This window comes from Rhodococcus sp. NPDC055024 (genome assembly GCF_053608585.1).
Genome location: NZ_JBSGVT010000017.1, coordinates 96,463 through 121,955 on the forward strand (window position 1 = coordinate 96,463; position 25,493 = coordinate 121,955).

Below are 25,493 nucleotides of genomic sequence, written 5' to 3' on the forward strand. Positions count from 1 at the left end.
TGTGCAAACGATGTGCTGCGACTATATCGACACCGGAAATCCGCGCACGACGGCGCTCGCCCGGCACCGGCTTTCACGGGCGCACCCGTAATCTGTCGACCATGACTTTTGCCGACAATCTTGCAGCACTACCCGCCATCGATCATCTGGCCGCCATCGAGGTACTCGACGCCGACGGAAACGTCATCGACACCGTGGAGAACAAGCCCGGAAAGTCCGGCTCGGTCAAGGTGTACAACCATCTCGCTGCGGTCTACGGCGCACTGACACCCGAAGCCGCGACAGCAGGACTGACGATCTTCGCCGAACACACCGAGGACGCGCGAGCGAACCCGGGCAAGCACCCGAACATCGACCGACTCGATCAGGTGATCTCCACCGGAAACGGGCTAGGACTGCGGGGCGTTCCGGCCGCGTAGCCCGGCGCCCAACCGTCCGACGGCATTGACTGCCAACGCCATCAGGGCCATCGCGATGGCCAGCACGACAAACCCGATGAACAGGGCTAGATAGCCCTGGTGGCGCGGATCCATGAACGGGTAGGGATACCAGTCGACGATCGAACCTCGGATCAACGTGTACACGCCGTACACGACCGGGAACAGCAACCACTGCAGTGAACGTGCTTCGGAGATCCTGTGCCGCGAGGCGAAGAACACCCAGTCGAGCAGCATGACCAGCGGAAGAATCCGATGCAGTGCCGAGTTTATCCAGGCATCGTTCAAATTGACGTCGATATCCGCCAGGAGGACGGCGTAGATGATGCCGGTGATCACCATGTACAGCGTCACCGCCCCTCGGATCGACTGCCACGCCTGCGATTGTGGATCTCGAAATGCACCGACCAGCAACACGATCACCGCAAGAATGTTGCTCTCGATGGTGAAGTAGCTCAGATAGTTCGACAGAGAGAGATCAGCCGCGTCGCGGATCGGGATCCACAGCAACGCGGCGAGTCCGAACACCGCGAACAACAGTCTCAGGACTCGCACGGCGATCGGCGTCGACAAGACAGGCACCGATGACTCATTTGCGGTATTTGTCGTCACTGGTCGATATTTGCACATCAGCGCGATCTGCGAGCGGTAGTTGTCAATGCGTTCGATAGGCTGTCATCAGCATGTCTACAACACCACCGGCCCCGCTCTCCCCCAAGCGGAGTGACCTGAAGAGCGCACTGGCGCAGGTCTCACTCCGCGACGAGAGTCGACTCCGTCGCAAACTCGACCGTGCCCGCACATACGACGCTCTGGTGGCGCTGGCCGAAGAAATAAACGCCGCACGCACTCGATTGACGACCCGCGCCGCGAACGTCCCCACGATCTCGTACCCCGAAGCACTGCCCGTCAGTCAGCGCAAAGACGATATCGCCACCGCGATCTCGGAGAATCAAGTTGTCATCGTCGCCGGCGAGACCGGCTCCGGTAAGACAACTCAGATCCCCAAGATCTGTCTCGAACTCGGACGCGGCGTCCGCGGCCTGATCGGACACACGCAGCCTCGCCGATTGGCGGCACGCACCGTGGCCGAACGTATCGCCGAAGAACTCGATACCGAACTGGGCGACGCCGTCGGATACACGGTGCGATTCACCGACCAGGTGTCGGACCGCACCTACGTCAAGCTCATGACCGACGGCATCCTGCTCGCCGAGATTCAGCGCGACCGCATGCTCCGACGCTACGACACGCTGATCATCGACGAAGCGCACGAACGCAGCCTCAACATCGACTTCATCCTCGGTTACCTGGCGCAGCTGCTCCCCCGCCGACCCGATCTCAAAGTCATCATCACGTCGGCGACCATCGATCCCGAACGCTTCGCCAAGCACTTCGCCGTCGACGGTAAGCCTGCGCCGATCGTCGAGGTCTCCGGGCGAACCTTCCCCGTCGAGATGCGTTACCGGCCACTGACCGTCGAATCCGGCGACGTCACCTTCGACCGCGATCCCGTCGACGCGGTCTGTGAGGCTGTCGACGAACTGAGCTCGGAGGGCGAAGGCGACATCTTGGTCTTCCTCTCCGGCGAACGCGAAATTCGTGACACCGCAGACGCTTTGCGTGACCGGCGTCTTCGCAACACCGAAATCGTCCCGCTGTACGCGCGGCTGTCAGCCGCCGAGCAACACAAGGTGTTCTCGCCGCACACCGGCCGACGCGTCGTCCTGGCCACCAACGTGGCAGAGACCTCGTTGACCGTGCCCGGCATTCGCTACGTCGTCGATCCGGGAACCGCGCGCATTTCGCGATATTCGGTGCGCACCAAGGTTCAACGATTGCCGATCGAGCCCATTTCGCAGGCGTCAGCTCGTCAGCGTTCCGGACGTTGCGGCCGCGTCGCCGAAGGAATCTGCATCCGCCTCTACTCCGAGGAGGACTTCGAGTCACGGCCGGCGTTCACCGAGCCGGAGATCCTGCGAACCAATCTCGCATCCGTCATCTTGCAGATGACGGCCCTCGGTCTGGGCGACATCGCTGCCTTCCCCTTCGTCGAACCGCCGGACCAGCGCGCCGTCAAGGACGGAATCGGACTCCTCGAAGAACTCGGCGCCATTGCGCGAGGCTCCGAGGCCAGCTACCCCGAACTGACGCCGGTCGGCCGCGAATTGGCCCAGATTCCGGTAGATCCGCGAATGGCACGGATGCTGGTGGAAGCCAAGAACAACGGGTGCCTTCACGAAACCCTTGTCATCGTCGCGGCGTTGTCCATCCAGGACGTTCGCGAGCGGCCCGCCGAGTTCCAGCAGGCTGCCGACGAAAAGCACGCCCGCTTCAACGTCGAGAACTCCGACTTCCTGGCCTACCTGAAACTGTGGGACTATTTGCGCGAACAGCGTAATGATTTGTCCTCCAACCAGTTTCGCAAGATGTGCCGGAACGAGTTCCTACACTGGCTCCGCATCCGCGAATGGCAGGATCTGCACGGGCAGCTCCGGCAGATCACCCGCGGTCTCGGCTGGACCGTGGGCGACACACCCGCAAGCGAGAACGCAATCCATCAGTCACTGCTCGCCGGATTGCTCTCGCACATCGGGTTGCGCGAAGGTGAGAAGCGGGATTATCTCGGCGCCAGGGGCAGCCACTTCGCGATCTTCCCCGGATCCGGATTGTTCAAGAAGCCACCACGCTGGGTCATGGCCGCCGAACTCGTGGAAACGTCGAGGCTGTGGGCGCGCATGTCCGCGCGTATCGAACCGGAATGGGCCGAAAAGCTCGCCCCGCACCTGGTGAAACGCACCTATTCCGAACCGCACTGGTCCTCCAAACGCGGCTCCGCGATGGCATACGAGCGGGTCACTCTCTACGGCGTTCCGCTGGTGACCGGCCGCGCAGTCACGTACTCGCGAATCGATCCCGAGGCCTCACGCGATCTCTTCATCCGCCATGCGCTCGTGCAGGGCGAATGGCAGACGAACCACAAGTTCTTCCACGAGAACCGGGCACTCCTCGACAACGTCGAGGAGCTCGAGAACCGTGCGCGCCGCCGCGACATCCTCGTCGACGACGAAACTCTCTACGAGTTCTACGACGAACGCATCGGCCAGGAAGCCGTATCCGCCAAGCATTTCGACCAGTGGTGGAAGTCCGAGCGGCGCAAGAATCCGAGTCTGCTGACCTTCACCCCGGAAACCGTGGTCAACTCCGACGCGGCTGCCGTACTGGGTGGGGAGTACCCGGACGCTTGGCGCCAGGGCGACATGCAGTTCCCGCTGACTTACCAATTCGAGCCGGGCAAGGACGACGACGGCGTCAGCGCACACATCCCGGTCGGCCTACTTGCGCAGCTTCAGCCGGTCGGCTTCGACTGGTTGGTCCCCGGTATGCGCGTCGATCTGGTTACTGCTCTGATCAAGACGCTGCCCAAGAACATTCGACGCGCCGTCGTGCCGGCACCCGACTACGCCGCCGCAGCGTTGGCAGCAGTCAAACCTCGATCCGAGCCGTTGATGACCGCAATGGCCCGCGAACTCTCGCATTTGGGCGGAATTCAGATCGACGCCAAGGACTTCGATCCGGCCGCGCTGCCCGATCACCTCAAGATGACGTTTGTCGTCGAGGACGAATCAGGCAAGGTCCTCGCGAAGGGCAAGGATCTGGCGCAGCTACGACGCACGCTCGCACCGCGCGTACAGAAGGAAGTAGCCAAGGCGGCCACCGGAACCGAACGAGCAGCCGCTGCCGTCTGGACGTCCGAGACACTCGGCGCATTGGAGCCGACCATCACTCGTTCCATCGGTGGACAGCAGGTGACGGGCTACCCAGCGCTGGTGCCGGAAAACGGCGGAGTAGCCGTCCGTGTCCTGAGTACGCCGGCTGCGCAGGCGCAGGCGATGAGGGAGGGAACGCGAGCGCTCCTTCTGGCGGCCGTTCCCACCCAACTCAAGGCAGTGACCGCCGGCTTGTCGAACACTCAGCGTCTGGCGCTCGGCCAGAATCCAGACGGCGGCTTGGAGGCCCTCGTCGACGATTGCCGAGTGGCAGCTGCCAACGAAGTGATTGCGGCCCACGGTGGACCGGTACGCACACCTGAGGCGTTCGAAGCCCTGGTGAAGATCGCACGCTCCGAACTGGCCGGACGCGTCTCCGCGATCCTGCGCATGATTGTCCCGATCCTCGAACAAGCACACCAACTGAGCGTCGTCCTCGACCGCTCCCGCGGCGAGGCAGCCGACGACGTCCGAGAACAGTTGACCTCACTGCTGTTTCCGGGATTCGTCGCGGAATTGGGCTCAGCACGCCTACGCGATTTGCCGCGATATCTTGCCGCAGCAAAATTCCGACTCGAAGCTCTGCCTGCAAGCGCACAACGAGATCAGCAGGCGATGGATGTCCTCGACCGGGTGTACGCAGCGTACGACCGGTTGTTGGGTTCGTTGCCCGAAGAGCGTCGCACTGCTCGAGATGTCGACGCGATCAGCTGGATGATCGAGGAACTGCGCGTGAGCCTGTTTGCGCAGTCCCTCGGTACACCCACACCGATTTCCGAAAAGCGAGTCCTGAAAGCTATCGAAGCGATCAAGCGATGATGCTCAGCGCGATCGGTGAGATTGCGCGATCAGTAGATTGTCTGAATGTTGACGTTGGTGAGGAAACCACCAAAAGTGGCAACAGTATTGGCGAACCCGAGGGTTACCAGGCTGTTCACGACTCCGAGGACTGCAACTAAGTTCATAACGCCTCCGTGAAGATCCGAAATGCGGACGAACGTACCCGGTAGACACTAAGCGAATAACATGCCCGATTTGTTCGTTTGTTCGCTTTGTGTTCTCAGCGTTACCTAATGCCGCTTTGTGCTCTCAGCGTTACCTGAGGCGAAGACCTCAATCGACGGAAACGGTCTCGGCACCGGGAGCCTTGTCGGCGGCACGGGTCTCGGCATGCTCGCGCATGTCCGTGATCTCACGTTCGAAATCCGCGGCAGAGCTGAAGGATTTGTACACCGATGCAAACCGTAGGTACGCAACCTCGTCGAGATTTCGAAGCGGATCGAGAATCGCGAGGCCTACCTCGTTACTGGGAATTTCGGCAGAACCAGAAGCACGCACGGCGTCTTCCACCTGCTGCGCCAGCAAATTCAGCGAATCGTTGTCCACTTGGCGACCCTGGCATGCGCGCCGCACACCTTTGACAACCTTTTCCCGACTGAACGGCTCCGTCACGCCACTACGCTTCACGACCGAAAGCACTGCCGTCTCGACCGTGGTGAATCGACGTCCACACTCGGGGCACGAACGGCGCCGCCTGATCGCCTGGCCCTCGTCAGCCTCGCGCGAATCGACCACTCGGGAATCAGGGTGCCGGCAGAACGGGCAATGCATCGGGGTTCCTTCGTTGTCGCCGAAATGGCCGCAACTCAGATTCGCTACCGACTGCAAATCCTCCGACGATTTACAGAGCAGATCCACGTACTCAACGCGACCACCCGAGGTGGTGGGACTGTCAACTGGACAGCTTACTCGCTGTGAACGGACTGCTCTCACGCTCGGTACACCCCCGCCTGCTTACGGGTACTGTCAGCGACCCGAGGCCGGCACGATCAGCGTCTGCCCCACGGCCAGTCCGGAACTCGACATCGCGTTGAGATCCATGATCTGCTCGATCACGGAGCCGACAGCCTGGCCAGGCGCAACCTTGGCAGCGATATCACTGAGGGATTCACCCGCAGCGACGCGAACCACATCGGTCGCTCCGTTTGTCGCCGCAACATCACCACTGGACAAAGCGCCGATCCCGACCAGCGCCAAAACGGCCATCGCAGTGAACACCGCGCCCAGGAACATCGTCTTCCAACTGACGTCCTCGGTCTGCACTTCGTGTTCGACCCGCGAGACACCGACCCTGTTTCGGTGCGCAAAACTGCCTCCGTACGGGCGTGACGAATCATGCTCGCTGTCCCATCGGCGAGGAGATTCACGCAGCGAACGCGAACCTGACGTTCCGCCTGTGACGGGGAAACGACGAACAACAGCCACCTGCGGTTCGTCTTCGACATGCCTGGGCACACCCCGCATTTCGGCGGTGCCGCGCCTTTCGAAAGCCACGTCATCAGCATCGGGTCCGTAGAACGACGGGTGATACTTCAACGCCGACGTGCCGTCGAACCCGATCCCATCGTCGAAAACCCTGTTGCCTTTAACTGCTGCGTTACCCATCGTGACCTCCGCTGGTCGACACCGATCGATGTGTTCGATCATGCGTTCGATGGAACGCATGTTCGAATTTCTACCACGCTTGGCCGACAATGTCTCTACTTCGAACGACACGAATCGAACAGATGTTTGAAAACGCGAGCAAATCCGGCTAGATTCGTGTCAGACCACACAGCGGGAATTGCGAAAGCCTCCGTGTTTGTCGACAGCTCGAATGTTGGCAGGGGGCACCGACAAGTTTCCGCGCGATATGCACCACACGATTTACGCCAGACGCTTTTTCAGACATGCCATTTCTTCAGACACACACTTCTTCAGACACGCACTTTCTCTAGACACGGAGGCAACAGGCCATGAAGGACGATCGCTCCAGCAGTGCCGCGGAGGCAGGAGCTTCTGCAGTTCCGTCTCCGTCGAGCGAGACCCTCACCGAGCGCCAGCGGCGCGTTCTCGAAGTGATCCGCGATTCCGTGACCGAGCGCGGTTACCCGCCCAGCATTCGCGAGATCGGTGATGCAGTGGGGCTCACCTCCACCTCGTCGGTCGCACATCAGCTGCGGACGTTGGAACGCAAGGGCTTCCTTCGGCGCGATCCCAATCGGCCTCGCGCTGTCGATGTTCGGGGTCTCGACGAGGTTGCCGCCGATACCGCCATTGCGTCGGTGTCGAAGCATTCCGGCGAGTACAACAGCGCCGACCCGCTACCCGAGCCGGCGTTCGTCCCCATCCTGGGCCGCATCGCCGCCGGCGGACCGATCCTCGCCGAGGAAGCGGTGGAGGACGTGTTCCCACTCCCCCGCGAGCTCGTCGGCCAGGGTTCGCTTTTCATGCTCAAGGTCGTCGGCGAGTCGATGATCGATGCAGCGATCTGCGATGGCGACTGGGTTGTCGTCCGCCAGCAGAACGTCGCAGAGAACGGTGACATCGTGGCCGCCATGATCGACGGTGAAGCCACCGTCAAGACGTTCAAGCGCACGAAGAAGGAGGTGTGGCTGATGCCGCACAACGAACTCTTCGAACCGATTCCCGGCAACAACGCCGTCATCCTGGGCAAGGTTGTCACCGTCATGCGGAAGATCTGAGTTCGCTCGCACCACACGAACACAAGCACCACACGAGCACAAGACTGTGGGCCCCGGCTGATGCCGGGGCCCACAGTCTTTTCGTCGATCAGCGCTTCACAGAGATCAGCGGTGCTTCACCCGAATCAGAGATTCAGCGAACGCCCGATGATCTCCTTCATGATCTCGGTCGTGCCACCGTAGATGGTCTGCACACGAGAGTCCATGTACGCCTTGGCAACCGGGTATTCCTTCATGTAGCCGTAGCCTCCGTGCAGCTGGAGGCAGCGGTCGATCAGCTTGACCTGAGCTTCGGTGGTCCACCACTTCGCCATCGCAGCTTCCTGCACGGTCAGCTTCTCGGCGTTGAGCTGCTCGATGAACTTGTCCACCAGGATGCGTACCGCGGTGGTCTCCGTTGCCAGTTCGGCCAGTACGAATCGGGTGTTCTGGAAGCTGCCGATCGACTTGCCGAATGCCTTGCGGTCCCGGCAGTACTGGATCGTGCTCTCGAGAACCGATTCCATTGCGGCAGCGGCAACAACTGCGATCGAGAGTCGTTCCTGGGGAAGGTTCTTCATCAAGTAGAAGAAGCCCATTCCCTCTTCGCCCAGCAAGTTGGCGGCAGGAACGCGGACGTCGGTGAAGCTGAGTTCGGCAGTGTCCTGAGCCTTCATGCCGATCTTGTCGAGGTTGCGTCCACGCTCGAAGCCCGGCATGTCCCGCTCGACGACGAGCAGGCTGAAGCCCTGCGCTCCCTTGTCCGGGTCGGTACAGGCGACGACGATGATGATGTCGGCGTTGATGCCGTTGGTGATGAAGGTCTTCGAGCCGTTGAGAACCCAGTGGTCCCCGTCGCGAACCGCTTTGGTCTTGATGCCCTGCAGGTCGCTACCGGTACCCGGTTCGGTCATCGCGATCGCGGAAATCAGCTCGCCCGATGCAAATCCGGGCAGCCAACGCTGCTTCTGCTCGTCATTGGTCAGTTCGAGGAGGTAGGGCGCCACCACGTCGTTGTGCAGTGTGAAGCCGATACCACTGAAGCCACCCTTGGTGGTTTCCTCGGTGATGATCGCGTTGTAGCGGAAGTCCTTGACGCCGCCGCCGCCGAATTCCTCGGGTACCGCGGTTCCCAGGAAGCCCTGCTTTCCGGCCTCTACCCAGACGTCACGATCGACGATGTTCTGTTCTTCCCACTTCTCGTGGTTCGGCGCAACGTGCTGTGCCAAGAACTTCTGATACGACTCCCGGAAGAGATCATGTTCCGGTTCGAACAGGGTGCGCTCCACGCCGACTCCTTGCAATTCGATAAACGGCACTTCAGTGTTGTACCCGCTGGGGATGTACCCGCTCGGGATGTTTTCGCTGAGACCGGGCACGCCGAAGTTCGCGGGCCCACGTCACTGCTTCCGACGGTAGAACCTGTTGCGATACCCGTCGATGACCCGAACGATCACGATTCGTGACTGTAGCGGTTATCTGTTACTCGAAGTACGGAATTTGGCGAGATACCGCATGATCGGGTACGCGACAAGGATGCCGATCGACCCCCAGGCGATGCCGCCCAGCTCGACCGAACCAATGGTCAACGTCAAGTTCCCGATGCCGGCGACCAGCGCAGCCGCGGCGACCGTCAGGTTGACCGGATCGGTGAAGTCGACCTTCGCGTCCATCCAGATACGCACACCGAGAATGCCGATGAGGCCGTAGAGAACCATCGTCGCGCCGCCGATGACCCCGTTCGGAACCGTGAAGACCAGCGCACCGAACTTGGGCGAGAATGCCAGGATCACAGCGGTGGCGGCGGCTACCCAGTACGCAGCGGTCGAGTACACCCGCGTCGCTGCCATCACGCCGATGTTCTCGGCATACGTGGTGGTTCCGGAGCCACCACCGGCACCTGCCAAGGTAGTGGCGAGGCCGTCTGCGAAGAGTGCGTTGCCGGCCAGGTCGTCGAGCGACTTACCTGTCATGGCGGACACCGCCTTGACGTGTCCGACGTTTTCGGCGACCAAAACGATCACCACGGGCAGCGCGAGCACGATCACCGACCAGTCGAACGACGGACCGTGCAGACTCGGCAGCCCGAACCAGTCCGCATCACGCAGAGCCGACACTCGTTCACTGTCGAGTCCGCCGACGACCGCGGCGAAGACCCAGCCGATCACTACGCCGACCAAAATGCCCAACCGGCCGAGCAGACCGGGCCCCACGACCGTGACGAGCAGGATCGCAAAGAGCGTCACCGTGGCGATCAACGGCTGCGACTCGAAGGAACCGGCCGCGGTCGGAGCGAGGTTGAGACCGATCAGCGCGACGACGGCACCCGTCACCACCGGCGGCATGACCGCGTCGATGACCCGACCGCCGATCAGACGTACGGCGACGCCGATCAACATCAACACGATGCCGACAGCCATGACGGCGCCGAGCTGTGCCGCCGGCCCCGATCCTGCCGACGCTGTCAGTGGGGCGATGAACGCGAACGACGAACCGAGGTAGCTGGGGATCCGGCCCCGGGTGATGAGTAGGAACAGCGCGGTGCCGATACCCGAGAACAACAGCGTCGTGGTGACGGGGAAGCCCGTGATGGTCGGAACGAGCAGTGTCGCTCCGAACATCGCGATGACGTGCTGCATCCCGATCCCGATGGTGCGCGGCCAACTCAGTCGTTCATCCGGCGCGACGACGGCGCCGTCGGCGATCCGCTTGCCGTCTCCATGGACAGTCCAGCCGATTCCGCCGGCCCCGGTCATTGTTTCTCGTTCGATCACAGGTCGAAATACTAGAGGTCAGGCACTCGCTCGCCGACCGAGACCGACGAAACCGCTTCAGCTGATTGCGTCAGCCGCCGCTTTGCGTGCCGCCACCGGATCACCGGTCGCCAGCACCGCCGCCGCAGCCGCCTCACATTGCGCCATGGTGACGGACCCGACCTTCGCTCCCACCCCGGCAACCGACGCCGCAGCACACGACAGTGACGAAACACCGAGACCGGCAAGTACGCATGCCAACAGCGGATCGGCAGCCGCCTCACCGCAGACCCCGACGCGCTTGCCTGCCGCCTGACCAGCCTGGGCCGTACGTGCCACCAGGGCGAGCACGGCGGGCTGCCACGGGTCGGTCAGGTCGGCGAGTTCGGAGGACATTCGATCAGCGGCCATCGTGTACTGAGCGAGGTCGTTGGTACCGATCGAGAGGAACTCGACGTGTTCGAGGATCTGGTCGGCCAGCAGCGCCGCCGCCGGGATCTCCACCATCACTCCGGGAACAAGATCGCGCGCCCGCACCGCGTCGGCAAAGCGTTGTGCTTCAGCCGGGGTGGCGATCATCGGCGCCATGACCCACGGCGAAGAGTTCGTCGACGCCGCGGCTGCGGCGATCGCGTCGAGCTGGCGGTCGAGAATCCCGATGTCCTGCCAGGCGATTCGGACCCCACGAACGCCGAGTGCCGGATTCGCTTCCTCTTGGTGGTTGGCGAATTTGAGTGGCTTGTCCGAACCCGCGTCCAACGTGCGAATAATGACCTTCTTGCCCGCGAAGGCCTCGAGAACCTCGGCGTAGATTGCCGCTTGCTCGTCAACGGTCGGTTCGGTCTCACGGCCGAGGAAACAGAGTTCGGTCCGGAAGAGCCCGATGCCTCCCGCTGCGGTCAACGCCGCGGCCCGAGCGCCGGCGCCGTCTTGGACATTGGCGAGGACGTCTACCGGCCGGCCGTCCGACGTCCGGCCGGGTCCGGTCCACGTGCTGACGCGTTCGCGATCGATTCGGGATTGCTCGACCAGTTCGCGCGCCTGCTCGGGATCCGGCTCCGCGATCACGTCGCCGGTGGTTCCGTCGATCAGAATCGGTGTTCCTGCCGGTACGGATTCCAATTCCTTCGCGGCCACGATGCACGGGATGCCCAACTGCCGCGCGATGATTGCCGTGTGGCTGGTCGGGCCGCCGTAGATGGTCACGAGTCCGATGATCTTGGTTGCATCGAGGCCGGCGGTATCGGCGGGAGCAAGATCGTCCGCGCACAGCACCGACGGCATCTCGGGCATCGGAACTCCGGGTTCGGGCAATCCGGAGAGTTCTGCGATCACGCGGTCGCGGATGTCCTCGAGGTCGGTGACGCGCTCCGCCATCAAACCGCCGACCTTGGTGAACAACACCACGAATTGCTCCGTCGCCGCGATCGCCGCCTGGACCGGAGGAACTCCGCCCGCGATCGACTTCTTGGCCGCTCCGATCCAGCCTCGATCGGCTGCCATGGCCGCGTTGGCCTGCAAGACCTCTGCGGCTGCGCCCGTGGCTTCGGCTGCCCGTCCGAGAAGGCGGTTCTCGACAGTCTTCGCCGCTGCGACGAAGGCGTCTGCGGCGGTCTCGCGATCAGCCTCGTCGAGGGCCGGCGCATCGGTGACGAGTTCTGGTCGGCTGGACGGCCAGATAGCCGGGCCGTAGGCAATTCCGGGCACGACGGGAGTGCCGTGCACGGTGATGCGATTGAGCTGTTCGGTCATCTGTCCTCCTTGAGCGATGGGCCCGGTGTCACACCGGAGCACCTCGAGCGCGTAAAGCCCACACCTTCGTTGTGACGAAGATTACTCCCAACTCTTGACATGTCAACACACTCGGGCGTAAAACAACATAAAGCAACATTCGTTGTGATCCACACCGCACCGTCGGATCACATTTCGGAATCGGAGTGAACGTGTACGCGGAAGAACGCCAACAAGCGATCGGCACCATGGTGTCGCAGCGCGGACGCATGTCCGTGGCGGCTCTGTCGGAGACCTTCGGTGTGACCACCGAGACCGTGCGTCGCGATCTCGCCTTCCTCGAACGGATCGGGCAGATCAGGCGTGTACACGGCGGCGCCGTTCCGACCGGATCCCTCCACGTCACCGAACCGGGCATGGCGGAACGCGATCAGACCCGCGCGCAACAGAAAGACCGGATCGCCCGCTGCGCGGTCACCTACCTTCCCCCTACCGGCGGCAGCGTGATCTTCGACGCGGGCACGACCACTGGCCGCATGATCCCCGAACTGCCGACCGAGAACGACTTCACAGCCGTCACCAATTCCGTCCCGATCGGCGCACGCCTGGCGTCGATGAACTCGATTTCCCTGATCCTGCTCGGCGGACGAGTACGCGGGGTGACGCAAGCCGCGGTCGGCGAGGACGCCCTACGCCTGCTGAGCACGTTGCGAGTCGACGTCGCCTTCATCGGAACCAACGCGATCAGCGTCGGTCACGGACTCTCCACCCCGGACAGCGAGGAGGCTGCGGTCAAACGAGCGATGGTCAAAGCCGCCAATCATGTTGTAGTCGTGGCCGACTCCACCAAAGTAGGCCGCGAACACTTGATCAGCTTCGCCCCACTCGACAGCATCGACGTCCTCATCACCGACGAAGACATCAGTCCCACAGACACATCCGAGTTCCACGACCACGGAATCGAGGTGGTGATCGCATGATCGTCACACTGACAGCCAACCCGAGTATCGATCGGACCGTGCAACTCGAGCAACGGCTCGAACGAGGCTCCGTCCTACGCGCCCACTCCACTCGCAGCGACCCAGGCGGGAAGGGCGTCAACGTCGCGCGTGTTCTCGCCGCAGCCGACCTCGACGTCCTCGCGGTCCTGCCGGGGAACGGCGGCGACCCATTACTCTCGGCGCTCGCCGTCGGTGGGATTCCCCACATCGGCGTCGCCACAACGGGTCTGGCTCGCACCAACATCACCATCGCGGAACCAGACGGAACCACGACGAAGATCAACGAGCCCGGCGCAACACTGTCCGGTTCGACGCTCGACGCCCTGGCGCAGGAGTTGATCGCCCGCGCCGATACCGCGCTGTGGTTCGCGCTGTCCGGATCGCTGCCCCCCGGCGTTCCTCTCGGTTGGTACGGCGAACTTGTCGCGGCGCTGCGCGATCACCCGTGCAAGGTAGCGGTCGACACCTCGGACGCCCCACTGACGGCGCTCGCCGAAGGCTTCCCCGGCTCGGCACCTGACCTGCTCAAACCCAACGGCGAGGAACTCGCTCAACTGACCGGCGTCGACGGCCACGTCCTCGAACGTGCTGCAGAGAACGGTGATCCCGGGCCTGCAATCACGGCAGCACAGCGATTGGTCGATCGCGGCGTCGGCAGTGTGCTCGCCACGCTCGGCGCAGCCGGTGCGGTCCTCGTCACGGCCGACGGCGCGTGGATCGCCACTGCTCCCCCGATTGTCGCAGTCAGTACCGTCGGTGCAGGCGATTCGTCGCTGGCCGGCTACATCCTCGCCGAAGCGGGAGGCGGCTCGGAATCCGAGCGGCTACGTCACGCGGTCGCCTACGGAAGCGCCGCTGCCTCCCTTCCCGGCACAACCCTTCCCACGCCCGAACAGATCGATCTGGCAGCGGTTTCGGTATCTGCAGCAGATGCCGCCTCTCCCCTCCCCGTCCCCACCGAACTCGCCTGACGCCCTAAGGAACCTGACATGTCCGATACCACCGCAGCCGGCAGTTCCGGCCCGGAGATCATCAGTCCCGAACTGATCTCACTCGACACCGACCTGGGCTCGACCAAGGAAGATGTCATTCGTTCTCTCGCAGCGCGATTGACTGCTGCGGGTCGGGCGAGCGACGCCGCGGGACTGGTCGATGCAGCACTCGCTCGCGAAGCGCAGTCCGCGACCGGACTGCCCGGCGGAATCGCAATTCCTCACTGCCGCGCCGAGGCCGTCTCGTCCGCGTCCCTGGGGTTTGCTCGACTCGATCCGAAGGTCGATTTCGGTGCACCCGACGGCCCCGCCGATCTGGTCTTCCTGATCGCGGCACCTGAAGGCGCCGGAGCCGAGCACATGAAGCTGCTCTCCTCCTTGGCCCGAGCACTCGTTCGGCCCGCGTTCGTCACGTCACTTCGTGAAGCATCGACGCCGGACGAGATCGTGCGCTTGGTCGACGAGGTCCTCAATCCCGCACCGAAGGATCCCGCACAGAAGGATTCCGCCCCGAAGACCGCAGCAGTGACGCCCCCGGCACCTGTTTCCACCGGGAAACACGCCACCGACGAGACCCCGGCACCAGCACCCGCGGAGCGTCACATCGTCGCGGTCACCGCCTGCCCGACCGGAATCGCTCACACGTACATGGCGGCGGACTCACTCGTCGCCGCGGGTGAACGCGCCGGCGTCAAGGTTCACGTCGAAACGCAGGGCTCGAGCGGAAGCACCCCGCTGGACCCGTCGGTCATCGCCGGAGCCGCCGCTGTCATCTTCGCCACCGACGTCGGGGTGAAGGGCCGCGAACGATTCGCCGGCAAACCCGTCGTCGCTTCCGGTGTGAAACGGGCGATCAACGAGCCGGACAAGATGCTTGCAGAAGCATTGCGCGCCTCCGAGAATCCCGCCGCCGCCACCGTGGACGGCACTGCCGCCGCGGCTGCGGATTCCGATGCCGGTTCCGTAGGCTTCGGCACCCACCTCCGTCAGGTCCTCCTGACGGGTGTCAGCTACATGATCCCGTTCGTCGCGGCCGGCGGTCTGCTGATCGCACTCGGCTTCCTGCTCGGTGGATACGAGATCTCCGGCCCTGCCAAGGACATCGTTCTCAACAACTCGATCACCAACCTTCCCGACGGTGGCCTGGCCACCTATCTCGGCGCAGTTCTGTTCCAGATCGGTTCGTTGGCATTCAGCTTCCTGGTACCCGCGTTGGCCGGCTACATCGCCTTTGCCATCGCCGACCGACCGGGCATCGCTCCCGGCTTCACCGCCGGCGCGGTCGCCGTGTTCGTCGGTGCCGGCTTCATCGGCGGCCTGGTCGGTGGTCTCATCGCCGGTGTCGTCGCGCTCTACATCGGCCGGATCGCCGTCCCGCAGTGGCTGCGAGGCCTGATGCCAGTGGTGATCATCCCGCTGTTCGCGACGCTGGTCGTCGGAGCGCTGATGTTCATCGTCCTCGGTCGTCCGCTCGCTGCGATCACCTCCGGTCTCACCGACTGGCTCAACGGATTGTCCGGCAGCTCGGCCATCTTCCTCGGCATCATTCTCGGCCTGATGATGTGCTTCGACCTCGGCGGACCGGTCAACAAGGCGGCTTACGCGTTCGCCGTCGCCGGACTCAACGTCAACGACCCCGCCACCTTGCGCATCATGGCGGCAGTCATGGCCGCCGGTATGGTTCCGCCGCTCGCCATGGCACTTGCCTCGACAGTGTTGCGTCCCAAGCTCTTCAGCGAAGCCGAACGTGAGAACGGTAAGGCTGCCTGGTTGCTCGGTTCAGCATTCATCTCCGAGGGCGCGATTCCGTTCGCCGCTGCCGACCCGCTTCGCGTGATCCCCTCGATGATGGCGGGCGGCGCCGTCACCGGCGCACTGATCATGGCTTTCGACGTCACTCTCAGCGCTCCGCACGGCGGGATCTTCGTCTTCTTCGCAGTCGGCGGCATCGGCTGGTTCCTCGTCTCGCTCGCCGCGGGAACCGTGGTAGCTGCGCTCGCTGTCGTCGGAGCCAAGGAGTTCTTCCGCAAGGGACCCTCCGATGCCGAACTCGACCCCGAAATCGTGCCCGCTGCGGCATGATCGACAGCAGGCAACACTGCAGTCACCACCGTAGTCACCAGATCCGCCCGAACACCCCAAAACGCCCGCAACGACAGCTCTACAACGAGGAGATCCCATGCCCAGCAAGACAGTTGCCGTCGGTTCCGCAGTCGGCCTGCACGCCCGTCCCGCCGCCCTCATCGCCGAAGCAGTCGGAGCCTCCGGCGCCACGGTCACCCTCGCTGTCGCCGACGGCGAACCCGTGGATGCAGGTTCGGCACTGATGATCATGACGCTCGGAGCCGCCAAGGACACCGAAGTCACGATCGAATCCGACGACGCCGACGCGCTCGCCAAGGTCGCCGAACTGGTAGCCGCTGATCTCGACGCTTGACCGGATTTCCGCCGGTGCTGTGTAGTGGGCCGGACACTCTCACGGAGTCAGTACGAGTGTCCGGCCCAACCAGTCCATTTCGAGTTCCAGAGCAGTGCCCCACACATCACCCGAGTGTCCACCGGGGAGGGTGTAGTACTCCACGTTCATGTCGGCGCCCCGCGCAGCCTCGTACATGATCTCCTGCTGGGGACGGTAGATGTCGTCGTCTTCACCCGCGACAAATACACCCGACAACTGCGGATACCGATTCTGCGCCATCAGGTCTCGGGCGTTGACCGCGTCGAACGCGCTTTCGTCACCGTCGAACATGGCCGCCACGGTGTCCTCGTGATCACCGGTCGACGGTTCGTCTTGGCCGGAGAAGTCCAGGAACGACGGGTATCGGTCCGGGAAGTTCACGGCCATCTCGATCGCGCAGGTTCCACCGTAGGAAAACCCGCCGATTGCCCATTGAGCTGCGTCCGGATTCACTTGAAGGTTCGATTCGATCCAGTTCGGGACGTCCTGGTCCAGATACGTCGCGACGTTTCCGAGCGCAGAATCCATGCAGCCGGGGTTGGCGTCGTAGTCCCCCAACGCGTCAGGGACCACCACCACGGGAGCTAGCCCGGAATGCCTCGACGAATAGGCGTCGACGGTGGTCGCGAGCCGGCCACTGTCGAGCCAGTCGCTGGGGCTGCCGGGCTCACCTGCCACCAACACCAGGACGGGCAACTCGGCACGCGGATCGGCAAGGTAGGCCGGCGGGAGATACAGCGTCGCAGGCCTCGCGTCGAATCCCGAGATGTTTCCCGGAATCGCCGCCTCCGTCACGACACCGTTGCTCGGCATCCGCACCGGAACCTGCCAATGAGTTTCGGTGGGCAGTCCCCGCTGCACTCGAGGTTCGGCCCCGGGGAGTGAATCGAAGGCAACATTCTCGACCGAGCCGACCGGCCAGTGCCCGACCAGTGAGCCGAGTGTGGGATAGGTACCGGTCTGAGCATTGACCTGACCCACCGCGACGATCGCGGCCAGCCCGGCGAATGCCGTCACCGAAAGACCACGCGCAAGCCCTGGGCGCCGAAGGAGAACGAGTGCGGCGCCGACGACTCCGAACATCGCCAGCGCTATCCACACAAAACTCGACGCCGGTAACTGCGCGGGCAACGGCCGAAAGCTGAGCCACACCAATATCGCACCGATGGCGGACCCGCCCACCGACAGACCCAGCGCGGCTAACGCGGCCCTACGCGGCAACCACCGAAGCAGAAGCAGCGTGCCCACGCCGACGATGACGGAACCCACGAGCAGCGCTGCGGTGATGTGTCCGTGCTCGAGTGACATACGCGAGAGCCGCGTCAGGAGTTGATGCCCGTGCATTCGTTCCAGTATCCACATCTACCGGCGGTCTGCGAATTCGTGGAAATTTCGGGAATCAGCGGCGTCGTCGTAATCTCACGAACGCCACGGCCCCGATCGCACATCCTGCCGCGACCAGTCCAGCCCACACGAATGTCCACGGATCGACCCCGACACCGACCGAACCGGCAGACGAGTCAGCCGTCGCTTCTGTCGCGTCCACGAGCGCGCGCATCACGTACACCGGCGGCAACGCTCCACCGGCAGACTCCGAACCGATCAGAACATCGCCCGCGTTGTTGAATGCCACCGCCTCCCCCTGAGGCTCCGTCGGGAGCGGGATCCGCAGGGGTTCGGTACCGGTGAGCGTCGCGCCGATTCCGCCGTCCACGACTTCGTACAGGTACAGGTCGGAGTAACTCCGCAGTGCGATCGCCGAACCGTCCGACGAGACAGCTCCCCCGGTGAACATCACCGACACGGGCTTCTCCGGTCCGAGGGACACGGCTCCGACGCGCTCGAGCGGCGTCGGGCCGGGCTGCGCCAAGTCACTCAGTTTCTGATCCCCGACCGGTGTGTAGACACTGCTTTCGCCGAACAATTCCTTGGTCACGACAAAGACATGGCCGTCGGGGTCGAGCAGAATCGACTCGGTGTCGTGCGCACCGTCCGGGTACGTCAGGCGGTGCAACGTACCGTCGCCTGAATCGAGGTCCATCGTGATGAACGCCACTGTTTCGCGGGTTCGGAGGTTGTCTCCGGTGTCCGACAGAACGAGCGTCCGACCACTGACCGCAAGATCTTCGACGTCGTAGGGATCGATCGGGACCGGAATCTGTTTCTGGACAACACAGTTCAGATCCATCTCGAACACGTAGTCGTCACTGCCGCCGTCGCCCATCGCGTAGATCCGATCGTCGACGACGACCATCCCCGACAACTCCTGGAGCGCAGGATCAGTAGGTGTACAGAGCGGGGCGAACTCGCTCGGTTCGAACGACGACGCCTGTGCAAGCGCTCCGGGAAGCAGCACAGTCGCAGTGGTCACAGCAAGCGCCGAGACCACTGCGCCGAAACTACGCACTAGGTGCGTACTCCACCAAAGCCGAGGCCAACATCTGCGGCACGCGTGCGTGCACCCGCGTCCCCGCCTCTTCGTGAGTCGATTCCAAGATCGTTCCGTCCGAGTGGATTCGAGCCATCAGATCACCGCGCGTATACGGCACCAGCACGTCGACCTCGACCTCCGGCCGAACCAGAACCTCGCTGAGATGTGCTCGCAGTTCGGCGATTCCCTCGCCGGTCCGCGCCGAGACGAACACAGCGCCCGGCAGCAGACCGCGCAGTTGCGTCAAGGTAACCGGATCTGCCGCGTCGATCTTGTTGACCACGATCAACTCCGGCGGAGCCTTCGAATCCGTCTCACGCAGAACGTCGGTCACAACTTCCCGCACAGCCTTGATCTGCTCGGTCGGCAACGGATCCGAGCCGTCGACGACGTGTAGCAGCAGATCCGCGTCGGTCACTTCCTCGAGGGTCGAGCGAAATGCCTCGACCAACTGAGTCGGAAGGTGCCGCACAAAACCGACCGTATCGGTGAGTACGTACTCACGGCCGTCGTCGAGCGCAGCGCGTCGGGTTGTCGGGTCCAACGTGGCGAACAACGCGTTCTCCACGAGCACACCGGATCCGGTGAGCGAGTTGAGCAGACTCGACTTGCCCGCATTCGTGTATCCGACGATGGCGATCGACGGGATGTCGCTCTGCAGTCGACGTGTGCGCTTGGTGTCGCGAGCGGCCTTCATGCCCTTGATCTCGCGGCGCAGTTTTGCCATGCGCTCGCGGATACGGCGACGGTCCGTCTCGATCTTGGTTTCACCCGGACCACGTAGACCCACGCCGCCGTTGCTTCCGGCGCGGCCACCGGCCTGACGAGACATCGACTCGCCCCAACCACGCAGACGCGGGAGCATGTACTCCATCTGAGCAAACGCGACCTGAGCCTTACCTTCACGGGAGGTGGCGTGTTGGGCGAAGATATCGAGAATCAAAGCCGTCCGGTCGATGACCTTGACCTTGACGATCTTCTCCAGTGCGGTGAGCTGGGCCGGCGTCAGTTCACCGTCGCAGACGACGGTGTCGGCACCGGTCGCCAACACGACTTCGCGCAGTTCCTGCGCCTTGCCGGAACCGATGTACGTGGCGGCGTCGGGTTTGTCGCGCCGCTGGACCAGTCCTTCGAGGACCTCGGAACCGGCCGTCTCGGCAAGTGCGGCCAACTCGGTCATGCTCGCCTGAGCCTGCTCGGCTGTTCCCTGCGTCCAGACGCCGACCAGGACAACTCTTTCGAGTCGAAGCTGGCGGTACTCGACTTCGGTGACGTCCTCGAGCTCGGTCGACAGACCGGCCACGCGGCGTAGGGCGCCGCGATCTGCGAGTTGCATCTCACCGGTCGACGGGTTGTCCGATGCGGACGCTGCCGTGTATTCGGCCTGCGCGTACTCGGACTGCTCGCGAGCGGTGGACTCTTCGTTTTCCTGTGTGTTCGTCATACAAGATCCATGGTCCCACGAAACCCTGACACGATGCATCCGTATTTCCTGCAGGCGTATTTCACGCGGGCGTTATCACACAAGCGATTGCCACCAGGCGTCGCTGATCGTTCCGCTCGCCACCAGAACCGAGGGCCCTCGCAAGGACCCTTCGCCGCTTTCGACGGTGACCTGCACTTCGCCGCCGAGGACGCGCACCAGGACCGAACCCTCCTCGCGGCCGTCGTACTTCAGCGCCGCAGCCGCAGCCGCGACCGTTCCGGTTCCGCAGGAACGAGTCTCACCCACACCGCGCTCGTGAACGCGCATGTGGACCCCACCGTCGTGGATCGGTGTCACGATCTCGATGTTGACCCCGTGCGGGAAGAACCCGGGGTCGAAGCCCGGAGAGACAGTTAAATCGAGTGCACTCAAAACCTCGGCCGTCACATGCTCGTCGACACACGCCAGATGCGGATTGCCGACGTCGATGCCGACGCCGGAGAAGACGCGGCCGTCGATTGTTGCCGAACTGGTGCCGAGGTCCTTGATCGGGCCCATCGCCACGGTCACGTCGCCGCGTGTGGCGTCGTAGCTGTGCACCACGACCGGACGCGCTCCCGCGCGGCTGCCGACCACGAACTCGTCCCTGCTCTCCAGGCCGGAGGCCTTGAGATAGTGCGCAAACACGCGAACGCCGTTTCCGCACATCTCCGCGGTGGATCCGTCGCCGTTGCGGTAATCCATGAACCAGTCTTCAGCAGCGACGCCGTCCGGAAGCGCGGTGAGCACGCCCGCGTCCGTCAGAGCGCCTGCCCGTGCAACGCGGAGGATGCCGTCGGCGCCGAGACCACGCTGACGATCACACAACGCGGAAACCCGCGCCGGTTCGAGATCGATCCGAACGTCGAGGTCAAGGAGAACGACGAAGTCGTTCTGCGTGCCGTGGCCCTTACTGAAATCCATGGTCGCCATCCTATCCGGACGTACCGACCGACCTACGCGGGTAACGCGGTGACCACCACGTTCTGTTCGTACGTGAATCCGGAAGGCAACGAGGGGTCGGGCACCGTCTCGCCCCCGCAGGTCACGAGGACCAGCCTGGGCGCACCAGTTTCGGAGAAGAACTCCGCAGGCAAAGCCACCTTTTCGTACAGTTTCAGGCTCGCTGCGTGATAGGTGAACATCGTTCCGGCGTCGTCGCTCACGTAGATCGGTGTTCCCGGTTCGATCTGGTGCAGCGCCCACAAAGCGCCGTGTGTGCGATCACCGTCGTCGACGTGACCGGCAACAAGATTCGTACCCTCCGAAGATCCGAACTGCACACCGTTGGTGAAGTGCGAGACCTTGTCAGGATGAGGAAGGATCATTCCGCGGTTCGCACCGAACCCACTGGTCACGATGTCGGCACGCACATCCAGGTCAGGAATCGCCAAGGTGTTCGGCGGTAGATCTGTGGGTGCGGGCGCCCACGTTGCCCCCGGATCGGTTGGGGCTCCTACGTCGAACGGCGCTTCGGGAACAGGCGCGCTGATGGGTTTCCCGGCCGCACTCACCGCAAAGTAGATCAACACCCCGCCGACAGCAAGAAATGTGACGAGCAGAAGAACCAGCGGCAACCGGCCCGCGCGTCGACGTGTCGGACGCGCGTGTGTCCCGGTCTGCGCCATGTTCGTTGCCCTTCACTCCGTCGATCGCGAAACGGATCGATCGCGAACAGCTAACTGTAAGATAGCTGATCGGCTCGACCGTGTTACAGACCGCGATCTGCGAGGGCCGCGAAGGCGGAGTTGGCCAGCTCCGGATCGGCACCGTCGAGCCACTGCACGCGGGTGTCACGACGGAACCACGATCGTTGGCGGCGAACGTAGCGCCGCGTCCCGATGAACGTCCGTTCGCGCGCCTCGGCCAGATCGTATTCGCCGTCGAAATATGCGAGCACCTGCGCGTAGCCGATCGCTCGCGGCGCTGTGACGCCCTCACGCAATCCTTGCTCGACAAGTGCGGAAACCTCGTCGACAAGTCCGTCTGAGAACATCAGCTCCGTTCGCAAGCGAATCCGGGCGTCGAGTTCTTCGGTGTCACGATCCACGCCGAGAATGCGGGTCCCCCAACGAGGGTCACCGATCTGAGGCGCCGAGGCCGCGAAGGGCTGACCTGTCAGTTCGACGACTTCGAGCGCCCGAACCATCCGCCGACCGTCCGTCGGCAGTATCGACGCCGCCGCGACTGGATCGGCAGCAACGAGGGCCGCGTGCACCGCATCGACCCCACCCTCGGCCAACACCGCTTCCCACTTTGCACGAACGTCGGGATCCGTTGCCGGAAAAGACCATTCGTCGAGCAAAGACTGGACGTACATCATGGAGCCGCCGACGATCACCGGAACCTTGCCTGCCGCGATCAGGTTCTCGGCGACCGCGATCGCGTCGCTTTGATAACGCGCGACGGTGGCGGTCTCTGTCACGTCGAGAACGTCGAGCAGGTGATGAGGAATCCCACGGCGCTCGGCGAGCGTCAGTTTCGCCGTCCCGATATCCATACCGCGATAGAGCTGCATCGCGTCGATGTTGATGATCTCGCCGCCGAATTCCTCGGCCAACGCCAATGCGAGATCGGACTTTCCCGACGCCGTCGGACCGACAACTGCAATCGGGCGAAGTTCTTCAGGGACGTTCACGGCCGCCACGTCCCGACGTGGTAGCCGACACCGAACGGCGCACCGCTGTAATCCACCGTCGAACGAGGACGAGCTGACCCGGGCGAGTCCGTGAAGACACCGGCCAGGACCTGCCATGCCGCACGCCCCTGAACTCCGACACTGCGGCAAAGCTGCGGATCGAGAGCAAGAAGTGCCTCCGGGTCACCGGCAGCCAGGGCATCGTCGATGATCGACTGCACACCCGCCGCACGCTCGTCGAAGCTTCCCGGAGCCTTTGCCGTCAATGTGGATGCACCGTCAGCCACGATCAGAAGTCCCTGCGGTCGATCGTCGCTGTCGAGTTGCTTGCGGAATTGATACCCGAATTCACGGCACTCACTCGCAGACGCCTCCGGGCTGACAACGTGCATGTCGACGGTGGACTCCACGTCCGTCTGGGCACGCAGCCAGCCGGCCACGAGGGCGCAGAGTTCGAGTGATGGCACCGGTTCGCCTGCCGCATCTGCGTCCAGAGACGTCCGGACATCGGCACCGAATCCGGCGAAAGTCCCGATCTGTCCACGTCCGACGCCAGTTCGCCAGAGTTCGTCAGCTGCTTTCTCGGAGTCGACACCGACGCCTACCCATTGAACTGCCTCGTGAGACAGCCGGCGCACGGCGGCCGATGCCGCAGCGCGCACCTGGGCGGACTCGGCCGAATCACCGGACAATTCCGGCACGAGCAACGGCGCCGAGGGGACGAGAACAGCGGAAGTCAACACAGTTGCCACGCTAGTCGACCCCGAGGTGGCGACCTCACACCCTCTTACCTGATTCAATAGTCGGAGAACGTGAGTACCGGGTTCAATGGAACCAGGAATGCGATCAGGCAGCCGTGACGCGCGGCAGAGACGAGGACCGATGACCGAGAACAGTGAACCCACCACCGGCGCCGACAGCAGTTCGGCCAGCCCGAGCCCGGCTGCTCCCAAACCCGGAGCACCCAAACCTGGTGGACCACGCCCCGGTGCGCCCCGCCCCGGAGCACCTCGCCCCGGTCCGGCGGCCTCGCATGCCGTCACCGCTGCACCAACCAGCGACCCGAGCAAATTCGGCCGCGTCGAGGAAGACGGCACCGCCTGGGTGAAGACCGCTGACGGTGAACGTCAGATCGGTTCGTGGCAGGCCGGCGACGCCACCGAGGGCCTCGCCCATTTCGGTCGTCGCTACGACGATCTCGCGACCGAGGTCTCGCTGCTCGAGGCGCGACTGACGTCGGGCGCCGGAGACGCAAAGAAAACCAAGGCTGCCGCCATCGCTCTGTCCGAATCCCTCTCGACCGCCGCCGTGATCGGTGACCTCGACGCTTTGGCCCGCCGACTCGACGTGATCATCGCCGGATCCGACGAGGCCGCGGCGCACGCGAAGGAAGAGAAGGAACAGTCTCGCGCGGCGAGCACCGCCCGCAAGGAGGCGCTCGCAGTCGAGGCCGAACAGATCGGTTCGGAGTCGACCCAGTGGAAGACCGCGGGTGATCGACTGCGCGAGATTCTCGACGAGTGGAAGACGATTCGCGGAATCGACCGCAAGGTCGACGACGCACTGTGGAAGCGGTACTCGAAGGCTCGCGAGTCTTTCAACCGACGGCGTGGAGCGCATTTCGCCGAACTCGATCGCGATCGTGCGAGCGCACGTTCTACGAAGGAAGAACTGGTCGAGCGCGCCGAGAAGCTGTCGACCTCCACCGAATGGGGACAGACCGCTGGAGAATTCCGCGATCTGCTCAGCGAGTGGAAGGCTGCCGGCCGTGCACCGCGCGAGGCCGACGACAACCTGTGGAAGCGCTTCAAGGGCGCTCAGGACGTGTTCTTCGCCGCCCGCAACGCTGCCGCATCCGAGCGCGACGCCGAATTCGAGCAGAACGCAGTCGCGAAGGAAGAGTTGCTCGCTGCGAACGCGAACATCGATCCGGCACACGGACTCGAGAACGCTCGCGCAGCGCTTCGCGACCTGCAGGAGAAGTGGGACGCGATCGGCAAGGTGCCGCGCGAACGAATGCAGGAACTCGAAGCGAAGCTCCGGGCCATCGAAACCAAGGTGCGCGACGCAGTCGACGCCGAGTGGCGTCGTACCGATCCGGAAGCGCTGGCCCGCGTCGCGCAGTTCAAGGAGCGGGTGAGCCAGTTCGAGGAGCAGGCCGCCAAGGCTCAGGCTGCCGGAAAGACGAAGGACGCCGAGAAGGCTCTAGCTCAGGCAAAGCAGTGGCGCGAGTGGGCCGAAGCAGCCGAGAGCGCTGTCAGCGAGTAGCAGACGACAAACGAGTACGACTACAACGCCGGCTGACTCCGAAAGG

At 63.5% G+C, this 25,493-nt stretch carries 21 protein-coding genes; 8 read left to right on the forward strand and 13 right to left on the reverse strand.

The features are described 5' to 3' along the window. The first annotated feature begins 101 nt into the window (after nucleotides 1-101). The gene (locus ACWF6P_RS27545) at nucleotides 102-419 is read left to right on the forward strand and encodes a DUF2322 family protein (protein WP_317554792.1); all 318 of its coding nucleotides are present in this window, start codon (nucleotides 102-104) and stop codon (nucleotides 417-419) included. On the opposite strand, the gene ACWF6P_RS27550 is transcribed toward ACWF6P_RS27545, so the two are convergent. Next, the gene (locus tag ACWF6P_RS27550) at nucleotides 390-1,019 is read right to left on the reverse strand and encodes a Pr6Pr family membrane protein (protein ID WP_452623173.1); all 630 of its coding nucleotides are present in this window, start codon (nucleotides 1,017-1,019) and stop codon (nucleotides 390-392) included. The two genes, ACWF6P_RS27545 and ACWF6P_RS27550, sit on opposite strands and share 30 nt — an antisense overlap. Nucleotides 1,020-1,120: 101 nt before the next feature. Here ACWF6P_RS27550 and hrpA point away from each other — a divergent pair, with 101 nt between their 5' ends. Further along, nucleotides 1,121-5,026, forward strand: a complete 3,906-nt coding sequence (gene hrpA / locus ACWF6P_RS27555; protein WP_452623174.1) for an ATP-dependent RNA helicase HrpA — start codon at nucleotides 1,121-1,123, stop codon at nucleotides 5,024-5,026. Nucleotides 5,027-5,320: 294 nt separating this feature from the next. Here the strand turns inward: hrpA and nrdR are convergent, their stop codons facing one another. Together nrdR and ACWF6P_RS27565 are read right to left on the reverse strand one after the other, a co-directional pair. Next, a complete protein-coding gene (gene nrdR, locus ACWF6P_RS27560; protein ID WP_283303956.1) occupies nucleotides 5,321-5,818 on the reverse strand; it encodes a transcriptional regulator NrdR in 498 nt (165 codons plus the stop codon). Between the two features lie 195 nt (nucleotides 5,819-6,013). Beyond that, on the reverse strand, nucleotides 6,014-6,712 hold the full coding sequence (locus tag ACWF6P_RS27565; protein ID WP_452623175.1) for a LysM peptidoglycan-binding domain-containing protein: 699 nt from the start codon (nucleotides 6,710-6,712) through the stop codon (nucleotides 6,014-6,016). A 290-nt stretch (nucleotides 6,713-7,002) separates the two neighbouring features. On the opposite strand from ACWF6P_RS27565, the gene lexA reads away from it, so the two are divergent. Continuing rightward, nucleotides 7,003-7,731 (forward strand): transcriptional repressor LexA, encoded by a 729-nt coding sequence (gene lexA, locus ACWF6P_RS27570; protein WP_230817157.1) that lies wholly within the window; start codon nucleotides 7,003-7,005, stop codon nucleotides 7,729-7,731. Between the two features lie 125 nt (nucleotides 7,732-7,856). Here the strand turns inward: lexA and ACWF6P_RS27575 are convergent, their stop codons facing one another. From ACWF6P_RS27575 to ACWF6P_RS27585, 3 genes are all read right to left on the reverse strand, one after another. Next, the gene (locus tag ACWF6P_RS27575) at nucleotides 7,857-8,999 is read right to left on the reverse strand and encodes an acyl-CoA dehydrogenase family protein (RefSeq protein WP_378445792.1); all 1,143 of its coding nucleotides are present in this window, start codon (nucleotides 8,997-8,999) and stop codon (nucleotides 7,857-7,859) included. A 186-nt stretch (nucleotides 9,000-9,185) separates the two neighbouring features. After that, nucleotides 9,186-10,466, reverse strand: coding sequence for a uracil-xanthine permease family protein (locus ACWF6P_RS27580; protein ID WP_378445791.1), 1,281 nt, complete (start codon nucleotides 10,464-10,466; stop codon nucleotides 9,186-9,188). 75 nt (nucleotides 10,467-10,541) lie between these two features. Next, a complete protein-coding gene (locus tag ACWF6P_RS27585; protein WP_452623176.1) occupies nucleotides 10,542-12,215 on the reverse strand; it encodes a putative PEP-binding protein in 1,674 nt (557 codons plus the stop codon). 191 nt (nucleotides 12,216-12,406) lie between these two features. On the opposite strand from ACWF6P_RS27585, the gene ACWF6P_RS27590 reads away from it, so the two are divergent. The 4 genes from ACWF6P_RS27590 (at nucleotide 12,407) to ACWF6P_RS27605 (ending at nucleotide 16,624) form a co-directional block, all read left to right on the forward strand. Beyond that, nucleotides 12,407-13,174 carry a DeoR/GlpR family DNA-binding transcription regulator gene (locus tag ACWF6P_RS27590; protein ID WP_317554800.1) on the forward strand — a complete coding sequence of 256 codons (768 nt, stop codon included), beginning with the start codon at nucleotides 12,407-12,409 and terminating at the stop codon, nucleotides 13,172-13,174. After that, nucleotides 13,171-14,166: a 1-phosphofructokinase family hexose kinase gene (locus ACWF6P_RS27595; protein WP_452623177.1), complete on the forward strand. Its 996-nt coding sequence runs from the start codon at nucleotides 13,171-13,173 to the stop codon at nucleotides 14,164-14,166. The genes ACWF6P_RS27590 and ACWF6P_RS27595 overlap by 4 nt, the downstream gene beginning before the upstream one ends. Before the next feature lie 18 nt (nucleotides 14,167-14,184). Then, nucleotides 14,185-16,269 (forward strand): PTS fructose transporter subunit IIABC, encoded by a 2,085-nt coding sequence (locus ACWF6P_RS27600; RefSeq protein ID WP_452623178.1) that lies wholly within the window; start codon nucleotides 14,185-14,187, stop codon nucleotides 16,267-16,269. Nucleotides 16,270-16,366: 97 nt separating this feature from the next. Next, entirely contained in the window at nucleotides 16,367-16,624 is a 258-nt protein-coding gene (locus ACWF6P_RS27605) for an HPr family phosphocarrier protein (RefSeq protein ID WP_003942144.1), read from the forward strand. A gap of 39 nt (nucleotides 16,625-16,663) precedes the next feature. Here the strand turns inward: ACWF6P_RS27605 and ACWF6P_RS27610 are convergent, their stop codons facing one another. The 7 genes from ACWF6P_RS27610 to ACWF6P_RS27640 form a co-directional block, all read right to left on the reverse strand. After that, nucleotides 16,664-17,989, reverse strand: coding sequence for an alpha/beta hydrolase (locus ACWF6P_RS27610; protein ID WP_452623179.1), 1,326 nt, complete (start codon nucleotides 17,987-17,989; stop codon nucleotides 16,664-16,666). A gap of 55 nt (nucleotides 17,990-18,044) precedes the next feature. Continuing rightward, complete coding sequence (locus ACWF6P_RS27615) at nucleotides 18,045-19,052, reverse strand: hypothetical protein (RefSeq protein ID WP_452623180.1); 1,008 nt, start codon at nucleotides 19,050-19,052, stop codon at nucleotides 18,045-18,047. Next, nucleotides 19,045-20,520: a GTPase HflX gene (gene hflX, locus ACWF6P_RS27620; protein WP_378445785.1), complete on the reverse strand. Its 1,476-nt coding sequence runs from the start codon at nucleotides 20,518-20,520 to the stop codon at nucleotides 19,045-19,047. The genes ACWF6P_RS27615 and hflX overlap by 8 nt, the downstream gene beginning before the upstream one ends. A gap of 75 nt (nucleotides 20,521-20,595) precedes the next feature. Beyond that, nucleotides 20,596-21,465 carry a diaminopimelate epimerase gene (gene dapF / locus ACWF6P_RS27625; RefSeq protein ID WP_452623181.1) on the reverse strand — a complete coding sequence of 290 codons (870 nt, stop codon included), beginning with the start codon at nucleotides 21,463-21,465 and terminating at the stop codon, nucleotides 20,596-20,598. Between the two features lie 32 nt (nucleotides 21,466-21,497). Continuing rightward, on the reverse strand, nucleotides 21,498-22,169 hold the full coding sequence (locus ACWF6P_RS27630; RefSeq protein WP_378445783.1) for a class F sortase: 672 nt from the start codon (nucleotides 22,167-22,169) through the stop codon (nucleotides 21,498-21,500). An 83-nt stretch (nucleotides 22,170-22,252) separates the two neighbouring features. Next, a complete protein-coding gene (gene miaA / locus ACWF6P_RS27635) occupies nucleotides 22,253-23,188 on the reverse strand; it encodes a tRNA (adenosine(37)-N6)-dimethylallyltransferase MiaA (RefSeq protein ID WP_452623182.1) in 936 nt (311 codons plus the stop codon). After that, nucleotides 23,176-23,922: a class III extradiol dioxygenase subunit B-like domain-containing protein gene (locus tag ACWF6P_RS27640; RefSeq protein ID WP_452623183.1), complete on the reverse strand. Its 747-nt coding sequence runs from the start codon at nucleotides 23,920-23,922 to the stop codon at nucleotides 23,176-23,178. The genes miaA and ACWF6P_RS27640 overlap by 13 nt, the downstream gene beginning before the upstream one ends. Nucleotides 23,923-24,061: 139 nt before the next feature. On the opposite strand from ACWF6P_RS27640, the gene ACWF6P_RS27645 reads away from it, so the two are divergent. Next, nucleotides 24,062-25,447 carry a DUF349 domain-containing protein gene (locus ACWF6P_RS27645; RefSeq protein ID WP_378533448.1) on the forward strand — a complete coding sequence of 462 codons (1,386 nt, stop codon included), beginning with the start codon at nucleotides 24,062-24,064 and terminating at the stop codon, nucleotides 25,445-25,447. The last annotated feature ends 46 nt before the right edge of the window (nucleotides 25,448-25,493 follow it).

Excerpts from the sequence above, each read along its gene's own strand:
- ACWF6P_RS27545 (WP_317554792.1), top strand. The coding sequence starts at position 102 with ATGACTTTTGCCGACAATCTTGCAGCACTACCCGCCATCGATCATCTG.
- hrpA (WP_452623174.1), top strand. The coding sequence starts at position 1,121 with ATGTCTACAACACCACCGGCCCCGCTCTCCCCCAAGCGGAGTGACCTG.
- nrdR (WP_283303956.1), bottom strand. The coding sequence starts at position 5,818 with ATGCATTGCCCGTTCTGCCGGCACCCTGATTCCCGAGTGGTCGATTCG.
- ACWF6P_RS27565 (WP_452623175.1), bottom strand. The coding sequence starts at position 6,712 with ATGCGTTCCATCGAACGCATGATCGAACACATCGATCGGTGTCGACCA.
- lexA (WP_230817157.1), top strand. The coding sequence starts at position 7,003 with ATGAAGGACGATCGCTCCAGCAGTGCCGCGGAGGCAGGAGCTTCTGCA.
- ACWF6P_RS27580 (WP_378445791.1), bottom strand. The coding sequence starts at position 10,466 with ATGACCGGGGCCGGCGGAATCGGCTGGACTGTCCATGGAGACGGCAAG.
- ACWF6P_RS27585 (WP_452623176.1), bottom strand. The coding sequence starts at position 12,215 with ATGACCGAACAGCTCAATCGCATCACCGTGCACGGCACTCCCGTCGTG.
- ACWF6P_RS27595 (WP_452623177.1), top strand. The coding sequence starts at position 13,171 with ATGATCGTCACACTGACAGCCAACCCGAGTATCGATCGGACCGTGCAA.
- ACWF6P_RS27600 (WP_452623178.1), top strand. The coding sequence starts at position 14,185 with ATGTCCGATACCACCGCAGCCGGCAGTTCCGGCCCGGAGATCATCAGT.
- ACWF6P_RS27605 (WP_003942144.1), top strand. The coding sequence starts at position 16,367 with ATGCCCAGCAAGACAGTTGCCGTCGGTTCCGCAGTCGGCCTGCACGCC.
- ACWF6P_RS27610 (WP_452623179.1), bottom strand. The coding sequence starts at position 17,989 with ATGCACGGGCATCAACTCCTGACGCGGCTCTCGCGTATGTCACTCGAG.
- hflX (WP_378445785.1), bottom strand. The coding sequence starts at position 20,520 with ATGACGAACACACAGGAAAACGAAGAGTCCACCGCTCGCGAGCAGTCC.
- dapF (WP_452623181.1), bottom strand. The coding sequence starts at position 21,465 with ATGGATTTCAGTAAGGGCCACGGCACGCAGAACGACTTCGTCGTTCTC.
- ACWF6P_RS27630 (WP_378445783.1), bottom strand. The coding sequence starts at position 22,169 with ATGGCGCAGACCGGGACACACGCGCGTCCGACACGTCGACGCGCGGGC.
- ACWF6P_RS27645 (WP_378533448.1), top strand. The coding sequence starts at position 24,062 with ATGACCGAGAACAGTGAACCCACCACCGGCGCCGACAGCAGTTCGGCC.